This is a genomic window from Haloferax sp. YSSS75, assembly GCF_046764215.1.
Lineage (GTDB): Archaea > Halobacteriota > Halobacteria > Halobacteriales > Haloferacaceae > Haloferax.
The window spans coordinates 2,827,751-2,843,347 of the sequence record NZ_CP177206.1 but is presented as its reverse complement, the minus strand read 5'-3'; the positions used below and the strand labels follow the sequence as shown (position 1 = coordinate 2,843,347).

The window sequence follows — 15,597 nt, the reverse complement described above, 5'->3', positions numbered from 1 at the left end:
CTTTGGTAGTCAGAAGGAAGCCACGGTGGTGTTTAACCGTGAATTCTGGGCTCGACCTTGTGGATGAATGATTCTACACCCAGATCCAATACCAACGGGAACTTTCGACCAATACCTTTCTGCCCACCTTTGACGTTGAACTCATCAGCAAACTGCTCACTCACCTGGTACCATGGACGTTTGTCGATCCGCTCGCTGATTTTGATTGGCGAGTCGAGTTTAGCGGCTGGGGCTCTTCCTTCCACAATCACGAGATCATCGTGTTTTGGGGTTCCAGCAGCGGCGAGACGCTTTGCGTGTGCGTTCTCGGGAAATCGTCGGATGGCATCATAGTACTCTTCACCGTCAAGCTTGGACAGGTCGTGAACTTCCTCGACAGCCATGTACCCGTAGAGGAACCGATTGAGGTTTGGATCGTCTGAGTCTTCTTTCATTCCCGTATAGAACCCAAGAATGTCTTCACCGTCACCCGAATCGAGATGTTTCGCTAGGGTCGCTCCTTTTCCACCCTGTCCTCTTCGGTCACCGAACGTCATCGCCTCGAAATTCGGGTCGTGGTGGACGGGATGTGTGGCGATAGACGACGAGTCTTTGATCCATTGGCTATCCTTCCCTTTGGGGCTGATTGCCTCGACGACATCGGAAGCGTATCCTCCGTTATGTTGCAACTCCCAGTTCCCGTAAGTGGCTTCTTCCGTCGATGGGTAGGACTCCGGGATTGGGATGTAATCAAAATGGCCGCCGTTCGTCAGCCGTAACGCCGGGCGTAGGTGCTCAGTATCAGCACCGACTCCGACGAGAACGACCGTCATTAGATTGCGCCTCGAAGTTCCGAGAGAACTGTCCTTTGATCTGATTCGTCGGTATCACCGTATGCCAACATCTTCTGTCCACCACCCCACGCATCAGGACCGTTGCCTACTGTCCAGTAGAACTGTGGTTCTGACCAGCTCATCCAGTAATCTGACGTAGACGCGAATTTCAGCAGCGTCGGGTCGTTATCTTCGTGATAGATGTGGTCGTAGTCCTGGTCAACTGTCTTACTGCATCCACACGAAGTAGTCCCGGAGCTCGAGACATGGTCGTGCTCGGGATACGGTGCATCGACTCCGATCACCTCTCCGTCATCGAGGAGTGCGTGGCAATCGCCGTACTTTCTCGCCCATTGAGTTATCTCCGAAGAGTCCTGGGTCGTAATTCGGTCCTTCCACGCATCTTCGTCTTGCTCTAGTAGGAACCGACCGTAGTCTTCCATCTCTCTGAATGCGTGTGTGACTAAGGCGACACTTGTGATCCACCTTCTCCGTCCCTCTGACCAGCCGGGTGTATCCGATCCCTGCTTTCCGGCACAAGTGAATACGAAGAGTGGCTGTGTCGGTCGTAGAATACCGCTTTCGGCCTCTTGGAAGTAGTCGTCGAAGAAGTGTTCCCGGCGCATCTTATGCTTGCAGCAGGTGAGAGACCAGAGACCGCCCCAGTAACTAGGTGAACTTCCGCCTTGGACGAGTCCGCGGCTATCGCGATAGTCAATCGACGATGCAGGGTAAATTCGACCGTGTGCAGGACTCTTCTCAAAATTGTCTCGGCCCTCCGCGAAGTCGCTGACCAACTCTTCTAGCCGACCCCTGAGGTCGTCAAGGTTGGATGAATTGCCTTCGTACCCTCGTTCGGGAACTGCTCGTTGGTGGGACACAATAAAATATCAAACAGTGTGAAAATGAATCCTGCTGCCAAATCGAGGGCGGAAGTGTGGTTGCTCCTGACTGTGTTCAGAAGTCGTCGAAGCCTGTCTGTTGGGTCTGTTCGTTATCCTCAGTGAAGACGCTCGGACTAAATTTGAGGTTCAGTAATTCTCGGGTCCGGCCGGCAGCGAGATCGCGGGCGAGTTCCCAGTCTTCGTGATCGTGAGGGAGCACCTGGAGGAGCGCTTTGAGCGTCGCTTTGAAGGTCGAGTCCGAGTCGAAGTTTCGTTCCCGCAACCAGTCCATACAGGCACTTTCGCCTTGGACGTCGTAGACATGCATCGCTGCGTGGACCTTGTCTAGTGCGAGGCCAAACGATAGGTCGTCCGGGTTTACGGGTGTGCGACTGGAGCGGTTCTCAGGCTTCTCGTTGATATTCTGGACGCGATCAGAATGCCCACGTAGGCTAATATCTCCGCTACTTTTACCCCATATCTTTGTGCTTCGTTTGATGTCGTCAATATCAACACCCACCCCTAAACCAAGCTGGCGGCCTTCGTCATAAGAGAATGTCTGTTTTTCATACACCAGCCAACAGAGGATGTACCATTCGCTAACGCTATCTAGGTCATTAATATCCTCTGCTTGCAGGTATTCCTCAGCAAGAACTCTTGTAACTGCTTCTCTTGCTTCTTCAAGAGCACGGCGTGGAGGCACAGGCTCATCTTGATCATCAACGACTGGGTGCGCCTCAGCGAACACTCTCAGGGTAGGTCCGAAGGCGCTGATAATGATGTCTGTTTTTGTTAGATTGAACTCCGATTCGATTAAATCTCGTGCGGCATTTTTCGCAGCAACCCTCGTATCTTGTTTGACATCGCTCCAGAGTGTTGGTACCGAAGATGTGCCACTATCTTGTTCAAGCTTTTTTCTTCCAGTAAGTAGCAAAGTACTATCAGCGGATCCACTGCCTTGGGTGTCCGTACGATTAGGACGTTCACTGGTTATTGGGTGAGTCGCCGTTATCGTGAATCCAGAGTTGATTAGAGACTTTGTGAGGGTGTCCCATGCGTCCGTTTCTTTGTGGGTGAACATCACCGTCATGACTCCCCCCGGCTTCACTACTCGATAGATCTCAGAGAAGATGTCGCTCATCTTCTCCTCATAGTCGGTTCGAGCAAGATCCTTTTTTGAGCCACTCCCTGCGATATCACTAAACTTCGAAGGATTGGCGACTGCCTCTTGATCTTTGTTCGTTAGCTCATCGGCAAACAAGTCAGGGAATACATCATCAAGGTATTTTCTCAACCATACGTAGAACACGTCTGATAATTCAGCATACATAATGCTCGAATAGTAGGGTGGGTCAACGATTACCGACTCAACTGAATCTGAGTCTATATCCAAGTCTGCTGCGTCACCGGTCAGTATCTGAGCAGGGTTTGATTTTGAATTTTCTAGATAACCAACAATTTTCTCGTATGATCCGAGGATTCTGTCCAGTATATCAGTATACTGCTGGTCACCAGAAGACGGATTATTATCCGTAAACTGCCACTGGGGGCTTAGGTTCTTAGCTCCAGTCAGATGCATTGGATATCCACGGTGGATATTATATGGAGATAGTCGCGAATTCCTATCCACTATTTTTCCGCCAGCAAGAGATAAGATTGCGATTATTGCCTCAGCTTTCTTTGGCCTGTATTCCTCCTGGATCCGGTCTTTAGCCTCTTCAAACGCTTGCCAATACTCGTAATGGGCTACCAACTGACGAGGTGTGAATGCATCCCTCCACTCTGAGAACCCGTATCCAGCAGGCTCAGATGTTTTTTGTCCATTTTTCGGGATTTCTTGTTTCAGAAGTGAAAATAGATTATAATCAGTCTCAACCCGCTCAACCGCTTTCCTATACCCTTCGTAATCGGCCTGGGTAGCCGCTCGATATCCTGAACCTCCACCAGACTTGGTATACTTTACACCGAGGATTGCATACTCGTAATCACCATTCTTTACGCGTTCTTTGACCTCACTACTCTCTGTCACAACACCACAATTAGGACATTCAGTATTCCCTCCTCGGGAACGAGGACCATCCTGAGGGTTGAATTCATCTTTGGTCACGTCTTCCGGCAGTTCTACCCTTTCAAACGTGAGTTCCCCATCAACGTATTTTGGCCTTGCAGCGATACCTTTCGAGGAAGACCGTTTGAGAAGCCATAGCTTCGAAGTTAGAGGAAGATCACAACCACAATTGGGACAGGTTATAGTATATGTCGAAACATAGTGAGAAGGCGTCTGTCGACTGTTGTTGCCCGGGAAGTATTCCTGAAGATTTTCGGCAGCAGTCTCGTCAATTTCAGACCCCCACATCTCAACTTCCTGACGGAGATGGCCAGCCGAAAGGGGATAATCAAGAACCACCTTTAGCATCACAGAAGGAACGGGATTAAGCTCATTTGCCATTGTGGGAAGTCCATATCTAAGAGACTCGAGAGGGATGACACCAGAACCAGCGGTCGGGTCTAATACCGTTGGAAGGTCTCCGTCCCAAAATTCCCGTAATTTCGAATGTAGGTCCTCTTGCTGTTTCTTACTCGGACTGGATTCGAACGGACGAGGATACCCGTAGTGGTCACCCAGGGTACCGGACCGATTTCCTTCGGTCACTTTTTTATTCACGACATAATCTTCCAAAGGAATATCTGGATCAAAATTGGGCTTGATCTGCATCAAGCTGAGAATGTCATCACTGCTAATTCCCTCAGGAAGGACCGATGCTAAAACCGCTATACGCGCCGCTGGGGTTGGCCGTCTGGCATACCAAGGGAATAGATATCTATTAGGAGGCATATGTTTGGGGTTATCCTCCTTCAGGTTCTCAATTCCGACAGCTTTCAGTGGAAGCTTACTTTCGATTGCGAGCGATTTGATGCCGTTCTTGGAGTTGGAGTTATCTGCCATGTTTAATTGATGTGGTCTGTTAGCAACGTTCGAAGCGCTTTCTCGCCGTTCGGTGAAGATGGCGACCGACACTTTGCGTGCCAGTAGTAGCATTCTTCGTCACTCATTCGCGCGATACCACGACAGAACGCCCGCATCCGGTCGACCCGCTGGATAGGTTTCACACCGAGGAACCCCAGAGCCAACCGAACACCGACTGTTTCTGGGAGAAACACCTCGGCAGCACCGGCGGCAGTGAGAACAGACTCGTCTAAATCTGCTCCACGGAGCGTTTCTCGTACCAGTGGGAGAATAGAGCGGAGCCGACTCCCAGACAGTTGTGTGACCTTCACTGCCGTCCAGTCGTCCCACTCCCATCTGTCGACCTCTGGGTCCGCGGATTCTCCAAACACCGATTCGAACGTTTCCGTCACGAGGCCTCTGTTGGGATTGCCACGCTGGAGACGATCGCGACGAGCGTTAGCCTGCGTTTCGGGCAATAGCTCGTACAGTGTCAGCGATGCACCGTCGGAGTCGTCTCGACGGACGAGTGCGAAGGTCGGGCGGCCCCCGTAGACGCTGCTACCGAACTGGCCCGCTCCGATCGAATCGTCTTCAGGGCCGAGCGTTGGCGTCGCGTCTGCATCAGGTGTAGGGTGGGATGTCATTGCTGAACCTCTGCGGGTACTTCGACCGGTCCTCGCCCTTGAACCTTCACGTCGATGTTCGTCGAACCGAGTTCGTCCTGAAGCTCCGCGAGCACGTCGTCTTTCGCGTTCGTAATCGGTTCGGGGTTGGTCAGGTCGACGCGGAATTTCAGCTCGACGAGGGATGCACCGTCGAACGGGTCCGGCTGATTCGTCACGCGGGAGAACTCGTCGATACCGCCGGTGAACTGGGCCTGGTACGACGCCCCGCCCGACGACTCCGTCTTGTACCGCATCCGTACCGAGACGTTGTCTGCCCGGTCCTTGAACGCTTGGCGTTGGGCGATGAATGATCCCTTCGACAGTTGGTCGTCGCCACCAACTTCGATGGTGATTCGGTCGATTCCTGGGTCGCTACCCGAGGAGGATTTCCCGAGGGCGTGCGTCCGAACCTCGTTGAAGGCGCGGGAGGCAGTCATCACGCTCGTCGACCGCTCCCAGTCTTGCGGCTGCGCACACTCGGCACAAAGACCGCGTGGGTTCAGTTCGCCCCGACTGGCAACCGTCTTCCCGCAGTTGGAACATTCGAGGTCGTTCGGTTCGTGCTGTGAGCAGTAGTCCCCTTCTTCATCGACTTCAACCTCGCAACCAGGCTCTGCACACGTCGTCTCTTCAGTTTCCGGAGGTCGAATGACGTCGTGGTGGACGTCGAGGAGCGCGTTGACGTCGGTGTAGACGACGTACTCGTCGCCAACCTTGACGTCCGAATCACGAATGCTCGTGCTGACGTCCGGTGATTCAGAGAGCGGATTGGCTTTCCGCCAGTTCTCGGGGCGGTCATCCTCGTCGCCGTCCCAGTAGGCGAGCCCGTTTTCGCCAGCGGTGCTGTCCCAGTAGGTGTAGCCAGCGTCGTCGACCATCTTTGCCACCGTCTTCCGAAGTGGCTTGGTGTTGAGCAGGTACGGAAGCCCTGGCTTCTTAGCGAACTGCGTGACCAACTGCTCGGTGGTCATGCTATTTTGGGTCTGCTGCCAGAGCTTCTGTTTGAAGAAGGCGACCCCCTTCGGACCCGCGTCAGCGCGAATCAGCCGGTCTTCGAGTGTTTCCTCGACGGCGTTAACGAGCGTCGTACCACCGTTGGCTTCGGTGGCGTTGATTGCCAGGTGTGTCAGGCCGTCTCGATCGACGTAGTACAGGTGACGGTAGACCCCGCGGACGAGTTCGCCCAAGAGACCGTGAGTCTGGTCACGGCGCTCACGGAGCTCTTCGATCTGCTCGTTGGAGAGGTCAGCCGTCTGTTGGGAGTCATCGAGGAGGGCTTCTATGGCTTCCAGCTGGCGCGCCTCGTCGATGGCACCTTTGATGCGTTCCTTATCAGGGGCGAGGAAGAGGACGTAGTTCTTGTAGACTCGCCTCTGGGTCTCGCCACCGTGCTTGGAAGCTGATTTCTGGTACAGCGTCTGGATTTTCTCCGGAATCTCACTCCCACCATCGGAGACGGGAGCGGTATCCATGTGCATCACCGCAAGCTGTGGCTTGGAGACCTTGTCCGGAAGGTCGGCTGGTGATTCCGGGAAGACGACAGTCTTGAATCCGCCAGTTCCGATCTCTGAACTCTCTAAGCGGGATTCAAATCGATTCCGTGCCTGAGCATCGGGTGTGTTGTCCACCCGCTGGTTGATGATTTTGACTAGGTTCGGCTCGGATTTGAACCGGACCCGCTCCTCGTCGTAGAGGTAGTAACACGCGACGTTCATATCGCCGCCAGCAAGGGCCTCTAGCGTCGAATCGTAGTTGTCGAAGCGGATGTCGGGATGCCCGAGTGCGGCGTTCATCTCCGCGCGTGTGAGACCAGTTGCCTGTTCTCCGTAGGCGAGGCTATGCCACAGAACAGTGGTCGTCAGATGATTTCCGAGCGGTGGGATGCCTTTCTCTACCCACTTCCGATCCTCAAGTTGTGCGTGCGCGGTGCCATCGTCGCTGAAGATGTCCGCAGTGACCGCCGAGCTGAGGTCGACGAACTCGAAGAGGGTCTCACGAAGCGTCGAGTCGATACTCCCGTCGGGAGCGTTGTCGGCGGGCGTAAGGTCGTAGAGCCGAATCCAGTGGCGGTCGTAGTGGTCGGGCTGGTGGTTCCAGAGATAGTAGACCGCTCGCGCGAGGAGTTTCAGTGCGTCTCGTGTCCGCTGAAACTTTGGGATGGTGTCGATTTTTTCGGTGAGTGTATCGATGACTGTTGGATGAAACGGGTATTCTCGTTCTAATCGATCGACGAATCTCGCGTCAGTTGCTTCCTGCGGAAATTGTCGATCACTGCTCGCGTAATATTGGAAATAAGACTCTGCGGCTCGTTCTGCTTGGTGGCCTTCGATGTCTTCGAAGAGACGATGCTGCAAAACCTGGCCAACTTCGTTTTCTGATGTCGGGGTGACGGTCTTGTGCTGACGGCGTCCAATCTGGTTCAGTTCATCGACGAGCCCGCGAACCTCCTCTGCCTCGTCAGCAAAGGCAGTATCTGCGATACTGTAGACAACCGTAACGTTGTCCACTTCCGATGCAGTTTCTAATAGAGAGAGAACGAATGTGAGTGTAAGTTCAGAAAGGGTTGTCTTTCCTACGTCAACTCCAGATGCTGCTTTGAGATATGCCGCGATTTCGTCAAGAAGGATAAGAGCAGGACCATCGCCAATCTCAAAGAGTCCTTTCAGGGTGTTTCCACCTGGTGCATTCCGCTCTTGGTCGTATTCTTTGAGGTACTCGTATCCTTCAAGACCGTATAATTGGTACGCAATCTCTCCCCACATAGTTCGTGTATTAGGGGCATCTGGATCGGTACGGTCACTTCGGGCGTTGCGACCATCCACGTTTCCACCAACAAATACGGCGGTATCGACTGTTAGCCCATCTTCAACTGCACTGATATACTCTTCACCGAGTGGTTTTGCGCCGTCAACCAAGTGGCGCCCGAGGTTTTTGATATGTGACGGATTTGTGGCAAAATGATACGAGGCGATGAGATCGTGGGTTTTCCCGCCTCCGAATCGAGTGTCCAAACAAAGAATGCTGCTAGAGTATCCACCGCTGTCTTTGCCAGTCGCAGCAAGGAACCTACCAGAGAGGTTGCTCAGGAGTGTCCGTAACCCATCCGTTGGGTACGTCATCTCGAAGAATTGATTTGCATTCCTGTACACTGGTGCGGCGTCGTCCGACGAGTGTGCAACGGTGGCCAAGCTGGCCGCGAACTCCTCTTCTTGAAGTGTCCCGTCTAGAACGTCATCTCTGGGAGTACACGCCTCAAACAGATCAGGTGCCACCTCACTACTCAAATCTCTGCCCCCGCTTGATCAACCTTTGATACAATGACGAACTCACCGCAGTCGCTATTTTCGATAATAGCCTGAGCGATACCTTTTGACTCTGCAATATCAATCTTGATGGGCTCACCGATCTCAGAACCGAACTTTTCGAGCTCGGGGCCAGACAAATTAATCCGACCAGAGTTACCCGTATTCTTTCCAATTTGTTTACGAGTCATCTAATATTCTCGAAACCGAACGCTCGTCACTTAACCTTTACTTAGACTAAGTTCTGGCAGACTTATTCGACGCTGGTATTCAGAAAGCGTGTATAGTCTGTACATTGAATATCTTCTTCAGCAGAAGAACTATATTTTGGATGATATAGGTTGTAATATATGAATTCCCGCCAGCTGTCGCTTATAAAAGCAGGTATATACATACTACTGATAATATCTTCATTATGGATTCTTTCGATGAACGGGTCAATACCTGTCACTCCAGAGTATGGGATCGACGTTGGTGGGGAGAATATAACTACAATCGAACAAACTTATGGGTATATATCTTACACAGGTACTCTGCCCCCATATTCTGTTGACTGGCTATTGATGGGAGACCGACCAAGGACTGTCCGTATTACATTATTTGGAGTAGAACCTTCACGAACACCCGCACAGATTACAGTCAGCACGAAAAGACCGCTTGAAAAATTCGATAGCGAGTTAGCGCTCGTTGATTATTACTCCCCAGATGGAAATTGTACTCTCTCTTCTGATGATGAATTCTTGAGCGATACACATACGATTACGATTAAACAAGCTACAGGCCCCTGTTCTATTAGAGCCATTTTTGTTCCTAAATATCCAATCTATCCCTCTGGAAATGTCCTTCTGAATTTGAAAGGTTCTGTGTCTAATACGCAGCGTACTATGCTCACTGTTTCACCGGAGAGTGGTTACTATTCATGTGACAAGGGAAGCTGTATGGTTCCCAACTATCGCATCTATCACCAAAATGAAGCCAATCAGATGTTTTCTTTTGAGGGCAGAGATTCTATTGTGGGCCCAGCTAGTGGTAACAACAGCTACTACTCAGCAAATGTTGTACATCGCGACGGCGGAGACATTTATGTGAGCTTACTGTATGGAACCGGAAGCAGGCATTCATTTTTCGGAAATGTGTTACTTTTGATCCTCGGTTTCTGCTTAGCTCAATTGACTATTCACTTTGAACCAACAATTTCGATGTCAATGGAATATTTAAGATCGGCATATAATAAGTTGCAGTCAAAATACACTTGATAATCCCATGGTCCAGTAATCTAATGCTGTCTCCCAGGGGTTCGACGTCGATGTATTCACCAATCGCGATATATGCACATTCCGGCACGTGACGTCCCGGCGATGTGCATAGATTTCGACCTCGCTAGTCGGGTTGGACGTCACGACCCGGGTGAGTGATTCGTCGATATATAACCAATCTTCCGACCAATTACCGCAGAGAAACGGTCTAGGCCCCCCGGTGCATACATCCTGTTATAATGGGATCGACGAAGCGGACCACGATTCGGATGACCGACGAGCGCCAGCGTCTCCTTGACCGGGCCAAAGAGATAGTTTCAGCCGGTCAGTACGACGATCCACCGAACTCTGACGTCATCGACGCAGCTCTCACTCACCTAATCGAGTCGCAGGAAAACCTCGTTGACGCCCGGAACGAACTGGACCCAACGACGATTCAGCAGTTCAATACATCCGTCATCGGGTTACGATACCGGACGTCGATAGAGAGCCGGTGGCGATAGGATAGAACGGCCCCTGGGGGAATTCGATATAATTGGTCGGGCACTATTGAACAGAGACTGTGATGATAGTCCGATGATAGAGGGAAAGGCGTTATTTTGTCGCTTGTGATTGGTACTGGATATGACTGTGACTTTGGGAATGGACTTCTTCAAATCGCTGAACCCCAACGACAAGGGGTACTTTGGTGAGAAAATAGTCGGGTTCTATCTGCGAGACCTTCTCTTCGAATCTCCTGAAATGATCTTCCCGGAATTCACCGAGATCGACTCGTCTGACATCTATCGCCCTGCCCCTCAGAGGTTCCACTATTCGTTCATGCAACAGGGCGACGATGTGATCGAATTAGTCGCTCGCAGAGATTGGGATATCAATCAGTATCTAATCGACGAAGACGGTAATAGGGAGCAAGTTGGTGTACTTGAGGAGTGGCCTAAAGACCAGAAACCTTGGTCTCCAGACGTCACTCTCCCGATATCGGATCTGTACGGGGCTGACGACCTTGAACGGAAAGTTCTCTGTGAGGTCAAGACGGGGAAGTATGCCGAATTTCATGGGGGCCAGCGGGATGTGATGGAAATCCTCAACCGAAGACAGGATCTCTTACTACTGCGAGCACGAGTCATCTTCGACACCGACCAAGACGGGATCACAATCCGATTCAGCAAACTCGAGTCAACCGATCTGGATAACGAAGTCCGGTGGAGCACCTGGGAACCCTAATTTTCTGGAGACATTTCGCCCGATTCTCGATTTATTCCCACGATATTTGTCTCATCAGTCGGCGAATTACTGATTGAAATGCAGTGAATGGGTTGCTACTTTCAGCAACACATTTCTCCCTAGATATCGTTCCTTCAAAATACAAGAGCCGGTGAGGTTGGCTCAGAAGTAGACCTGTACATCACATCAACTCGCTCGCGCCGGTTTAATTGACTGGAAGTGTTTTGCTACGTTGGCCACCGGCGCAGCGGAATTGGAGGAACGACCGATGTCGTGGACGGTCCCGAACTCCCCTACTTTGGGTCTCCTGACACTGAAGCCAACCGCTGGAGGTACCAGATGATTGGTTGGTGATGTTGGCGAATGAAGAGTACCCAACTCACCCAGCCGGTTCTGTGAATCTAGTGGTCTCAATGAAGCCAACAGCAAATGCAAGCCAGTCAGCAGAATAATCTCACACACCAACAGACCCAACAGTACCCGACCAACTCTGAAGTGATTCAGTGGGGGGACAACCATGCCTGATGAACTTCCTGCGGACTTGGAGGAATACCTCCGAGACAAGTTCGAATCAAAACGGGAGGTGTTGGAGGCTCTCGCCGAACTTGACAATCCCCTCGGTGAAGACGCGAAGAAGATACTCGAGATTTTCCGTAAACAGAATCAGGACTAATGCTGGTCCAGAGCAGCTTGGACTTTTCGGCTGATGAGGTCGTTGAGTGCCTCTGTAGCATCGCTGGGGTCGATGCTTCCGTCCGCCAAGAGTTCTGGAACCGAGTCAAGAGCAGCCCGTTGTTTTTCTTCTGCTTCCTGGGCAGCCCGGTTGGAGAGTGCAAACCCACACCACATACATCGGTCTCCCTCTCGTGGGGTGTCTTGTCCACATCGAGGGCAGTCTATCGGACCCATCTCTTCGGGCTCTTCGGTCTCAACGTCTTTCCCGTGAAGTCGTGCGTACTCCCGCTCGTTACTCTCCTCGCCGAAATGTGCCAGATATCGGCGAGTGTGATCGCTTCCACGTTTTCGGCCTTGCCGGTCTTCGATACGCGGCTGAGACATCCCGAGATTGATGAGCCATCGTGTATTCGACTTTCTAAAATTGGTCGGCGTGACCGGCTTCGACACGCCTGCTCGTTTGGCGGCGTCTTTGAAATACCCAAGTCAAGTGTTGTAGGACGGTGGCTCAGGGTCGTTGAGTTTCGACCACAAGTAATCGTCACCCTCGCCTGGGTGCTCATCCAGCCACCGATTGAGGTACGGAACCGAATTAATCAGGTGGACCGGTCGTTCTCCTTCTTTACCACCGGCGTGAAGGCCGACAGAGTGCTCCGAGTCGAAGACATCGCGAACTTGGAGATGTTGCAGCTCTCCACTTCGAAGCCCTGCCTCAAACTGGACGGCTATCAACGCTTTATCTCGAGGATTTCGAGCGGCTTTGATCATCGGAAGAACGTCTTCTTTCCAACGAAGGAGGTCACGCTCGCTTGGTACCGGGTCGAAGTTCTTGCTCGTCGTTGTACGAATCCAGGCGAGTGTATCCGGTGCCTCCTTGACCTTGAGCCGATACCGGCCAAACGATCTCAGCGCCGACCGGTAGTCTTGGTTCGTGTGCTCGTTCGAGTATTCACTGTGAATCCACTAACGATCGCGTCGGCTAAAAAAATTCGCGAACCCCGACGAGAGCGTTACTGCGCCACCGTCACGTGGCCCTCGGGGGCCTGCTCTTTCAGCGTCTGCATCGCCGCGCGGGCCTCTTGTCGGGTCGGGTACACCTCGGTACTCTGTGCGAGCGAGTTCCCGTTGCCGTCGACGAGGCGCCATATCCACCCGTCGTTCTGGTAGTTGAGTTCGAACGTCGGGTCGTCGATTTCGAGCACGCTCGCAGTGGCGACGAAGTCGCGGACCGTCTCGATTCGGTCTTTGGCTTCGGTCTGCGTCTCGAACGGCGTCGCACCGGTCGCGACGACGCGCTCTGCTTCGTCGAGCAGTCGCCAGCGCCACCCGTCGTCGTCCTCGAACAGTTCGAACCCGGCGTCACCGAAGTCGATGGTGTGAGCGTCGGGGACGAGTTCTTTGAGGCGCTCGATAGCGTCGAGCGTGGTGGCCCGCGTCTCGTAGCGGGTGCTACTTTGGGCGTAGGTGTTTCGCTCACGGTCGATGAGCACCCATCCGAACCCGTCGTCGTGGTGGGTGAGTCGAATCGCCGACTCGTCGATTTCGAAGATGGGTGCGCTGTCGGCATTCGCACGGAGCGTCTCGATATCGCGGACTGCGGCGTCTCGGTCGGGATACTGTCGCGTCCCCGACGCGACGACGGCCCGTGATGGGTCGAACACGCGCCACGACCAAGCGTCGGCAGTGGCCAGTTCGATGGCGTAGGTTTCGAGCACGTCCACCGGTGCACCGACTGCTGCCGAGCGGACTTCTTCGACGTGGGATTCGGCGTCGTCTCGAGTACCACGCGTCTCGACGCCATCGGCGACGATGTCGTTTCCGACGGTGACGTAGCGCCACGCCCAGTCGCCATCGTCGGTGTACAGTTGGTAGATGGGGTCGGCCATCTCGCGGACGGCGGCGTCCGGCGAGAGGTCGACGAGGAGGTCCATCGCCTGACGGGCGGCCTGTCGACTCGCGTGTTTCGAGGCGCCTTCGGCGATGAGGTTGCCACCTTCGTCGATGAGTCGCCAGCGCCACTTGTCGTCGTCAGTGCGGACGAGTTCGAACGCGGCCGTCTCGATCTCCAGAATCTCGGCGTCGGGTGCTTTCTCCTTGAGCGTCTGCATCGCTTCCCCGGCGCCCGCTTTGGACTCGTAGGACTGGCCGCTGTCTGCCAGCACGGCACCGCCTTCGTCGATGAGTCGCCAGCGCCACTCGTCGTCGTCGGTCTTGTACTGTTGGAACGCCGAACTCTCGAACTCCAGCAAGTCGGCTTCGGAGGCTTGCGAACGCACCGTCTCGATGATGGCGCGTGCTTCCTCGGGTGTCTCGTAGCCACCTTCTCGGTCCGCGACGACGGTACGGTCTGCGGTGACGAAGCGCCAGTGCCACCCGTCTCGGCCGGGGTATATCTCGTAGTCACCGGCCTCGATAGAGACCACGTCGGCGTCGGCCGCCGTCCTCGAAATCGTCTCGGCACGCTGGACGAGGGTACTGCTGTCGTCGGCCGACTCGTGGTTCCGGGCGACGACTTCTTCGGTGTCGTCGACCAGTCGCCAGTCCCACCTGTTGCCTTCGGAGAACACTTCGAATCCGGCCTGTCCCTTCTCGACGACGGTTGCGTCGCCGATACCCTCGAAGAACCCGTCGGCGGATGCCTCGGCGAGTCGTCGCTCGGCGAACGTCGTTCCGCTGGTCGCGAGTTCTCGGTCGTCGGCGTCGACGACGCGCCAGCGCCACTCGTCGTCGTCTTCGTAGAGTTCCGCGCCGACGTCGTCGAGCGCCAACACCCGGGCGTCGGGCACCAGCGACTGGAAGTCGTCGACTGCGGTGGTCGCCGACGGTCGGTCGGCGTGGGCGTCGACGTTGCCCGCAAGCGGGCGTCGGTCTTCGTCGATAATCCGCCAGTGCCAGTCGTCTCCCTCGCGGTAGTAGTCGATGGCCGCGCCGTCGATGTCGATAATCGGTGCGCTCGGACCGGTATCTTTCGTGAAACTCACCGAGTCTTCCACGCCGTCTCGGCCGGAGTAGACGGTTCCGCTCTCGGCGACGACGCCGCCGTCTTCTTGCATCAACACCCACCGCCACTGGCCGTCGTCTTCGTAGAGGCGGAACGCGGCAGTCGTGATTTCGAGCATCCCTGCTCTCCCGACGAGTTCGCGGACCTCTTCGACCGATTCGCGCGCCGTCGCTCGACTCCCAGTCGTCCGAGTGCTATCTGCGACGGCGTCCTGTTGTATCGCCCGCCACGTCCAGTCTTTCTGCGGCGTGCGGAAGACACTAAACAGCGTTCCAGTGGTCGATTCGCCGATTAGCACTGGCGGTTGGTCGGCGAGGTTCAGCAGTTCGTCTTCGACGAACATGCCCTGTTTCCCAGTCACGACAGGGACCAGCACCGCGACACCGGCGATGATGGCGATACCGACTGTATAGAGCGCGACGATTTCGCTCGTGTAGTTCGCCCCCGTTCGCCAGTGTTGCGGATAGGCCCACTCGAACACGAGGACGCCCAGAAGCGACAGTCCCGCCCCACCGAGTGTCACCTGGACTGCACGCCAGCGTACGGGTAACAGAAGCACGATACCGAGCATCGCCAGTGGAAGTCCGAGTGCGGCCAGCGTAACCGAGAGCCGCCAGTAGAACACGTTCACACTGCCGCCAGCGTTCGGCAGTCCAGTGAGGAAGATACCCACCCCCGCGAAGCTCACCAGATACCCCGTGACGAACAACCAGTATCCGTACACGTCCTTTTCGGAGTCCGGTTCACCCACGTACCGTTCGTAAAGCCGGAACAATCGCCCCCCTGACACATTAGTGTGTGACACAGTTAATCACACGTAACAACTCA

At 54.1% G+C, this 15,597-nt stretch carries 11 protein-coding genes; 4 read left to right on the top strand and 7 right to left on the bottom strand.

From position 1 onward, the window contains the following. Positions 1-32: 32 nt before the first annotated feature. The 6 genes from ACK3R5_RS14860 to ACK3R5_RS14835 form a co-directional block, all read right to left on the bottom strand. Entirely contained in the window at positions 33-812 is a 780-nt protein-coding gene (locus ACK3R5_RS14860; protein WP_411967521.1) for a hypothetical protein, read from the bottom strand. After that, positions 812-1,438, bottom strand: coding sequence for a hypothetical protein (locus ACK3R5_RS14855; RefSeq protein WP_411967520.1), 627 nt, complete (start codon positions 1,436-1,438; stop codon positions 812-814). Before ACK3R5_RS14855 ends, ACK3R5_RS14860 begins: the two co-directional genes overlap by 1 nt. Positions 1,439-1,769: 331 nt before the next feature. Beyond that, the gene (locus ACK3R5_RS14850) at positions 1,770-4,643 is read right to left on the bottom strand and encodes a DUF1156 domain-containing protein (protein ID WP_411967519.1); all 2,874 of its coding nucleotides are present in this window, start codon (positions 4,641-4,643) and stop codon (positions 1,770-1,772) included. A 2-nt stretch (positions 4,644-4,645) separates the two neighbouring features. Further along, a complete protein-coding gene (locus tag ACK3R5_RS14845; RefSeq protein ID WP_411967518.1) occupies positions 4,646-5,290 on the bottom strand; it encodes a hypothetical protein in 645 nt (214 codons plus the stop codon). Beyond that, positions 5,287-8,583, bottom strand: a complete 3,297-nt coding sequence (locus tag ACK3R5_RS14840) for an ATP-binding protein (protein WP_411967517.1) — start codon at positions 8,581-8,583, stop codon at positions 5,287-5,289. The genes ACK3R5_RS14845 and ACK3R5_RS14840 overlap by 4 nt, the downstream gene beginning before the upstream one ends. 8 nt (positions 8,584-8,591) lie before the next feature. Next, positions 8,592-8,804, bottom strand: a complete 213-nt coding sequence (locus tag ACK3R5_RS14835; protein ID WP_411967516.1) for a hypothetical protein — start codon at positions 8,802-8,804, stop codon at positions 8,592-8,594. A 159-nt stretch (positions 8,805-8,963) separates the two neighbouring features. Here ACK3R5_RS14835 and ACK3R5_RS14830 point away from each other — a divergent pair, with 159 nt between their 5' ends. The 4 genes from ACK3R5_RS14830 to ACK3R5_RS14815 all read left to right on the top strand — a co-directional run bounded on the left by ACK3R5_RS14830 (position 8,964) and on the right by ACK3R5_RS14815 (position 11,766). Continuing rightward, positions 8,964-9,869: a hypothetical protein gene (locus ACK3R5_RS14830; protein ID WP_411967515.1), complete on the top strand. Its 906-nt coding sequence runs from the start codon at positions 8,964-8,966 to the stop codon at positions 9,867-9,869. 269 nt (positions 9,870-10,138) lie between these two features. Continuing rightward, complete coding sequence (locus ACK3R5_RS14825) at positions 10,139-10,372, top strand: hypothetical protein (protein WP_411967514.1); 234 nt, start codon at positions 10,139-10,141, stop codon at positions 10,370-10,372. A gap of 121 nt (positions 10,373-10,493) precedes the next feature. Continuing rightward, on the top strand, positions 10,494-11,093 hold the full coding sequence (locus ACK3R5_RS14820) for a hypothetical protein (RefSeq protein WP_411967513.1): 600 nt from the start codon (positions 10,494-10,496) through the stop codon (positions 11,091-11,093). 517 nt (positions 11,094-11,610) lie between these two features. Beyond that, positions 11,611-11,766: a hypothetical protein gene (locus tag ACK3R5_RS14815; protein ID WP_411967512.1), complete on the top strand. Its 156-nt coding sequence runs from the start codon at positions 11,611-11,613 to the stop codon at positions 11,764-11,766. Between the two features lie 1,012 nt (positions 11,767-12,778). Here ACK3R5_RS14815 and ACK3R5_RS14810 read toward each other — a convergent pair. Continuing rightward, a complete protein-coding gene (locus ACK3R5_RS14810) occupies positions 12,779-15,544 on the bottom strand; it encodes a DUF1508 domain-containing protein (RefSeq protein ID WP_411967511.1) in 2,766 nt (921 codons plus the stop codon). Between the last annotated feature and the right edge of the window lie 53 nt (positions 15,545-15,597).

Excerpts from the sequence above, each read along its gene's own strand:
- ACK3R5_RS14820 (WP_411967513.1), top strand. The coding sequence starts at position 10,494 with ATGACTGTGACTTTGGGAATGGACTTCTTCAAATCGCTGAACCCCAAC.
- ACK3R5_RS14855 (WP_411967520.1), bottom strand. The coding sequence starts at position 1,438 with ATGCGCCGGGAACACTTCTTCGACGACTACTTCCAAGAGGCCGAAAGC.
- ACK3R5_RS14835 (WP_411967516.1), bottom strand. The coding sequence starts at position 8,804 with ATGACTCGTAAACAAATTGGAAAGAATACGGGTAACTCTGGTCGGATT.
- ACK3R5_RS14815 (WP_411967512.1), top strand. The coding sequence starts at position 11,611 with ATGCCTGATGAACTTCCTGCGGACTTGGAGGAATACCTCCGAGACAAG.
- ACK3R5_RS14845 (WP_411967518.1), bottom strand. The coding sequence starts at position 5,290 with ATGACATCCCACCCTACACCTGATGCAGACGCGACGCCAACGCTCGGC.
- ACK3R5_RS14860 (WP_411967521.1), bottom strand. The coding sequence starts at position 812 with ATGACGGTCGTTCTCGTCGGAGTCGGTGCTGATACTGAGCACCTACGC.
- ACK3R5_RS14830 (WP_411967515.1), top strand. The coding sequence starts at position 8,964 with ATGAATTCCCGCCAGCTGTCGCTTATAAAAGCAGGTATATACATACTA.
- ACK3R5_RS14850 (WP_411967519.1), bottom strand. The coding sequence starts at position 4,643 with ATGGCAGATAACTCCAACTCCAAGAACGGCATCAAATCGCTCGCAATC.
- ACK3R5_RS14825 (WP_411967514.1), top strand. The coding sequence starts at position 10,139 with ATGACCGACGAGCGCCAGCGTCTCCTTGACCGGGCCAAAGAGATAGTT.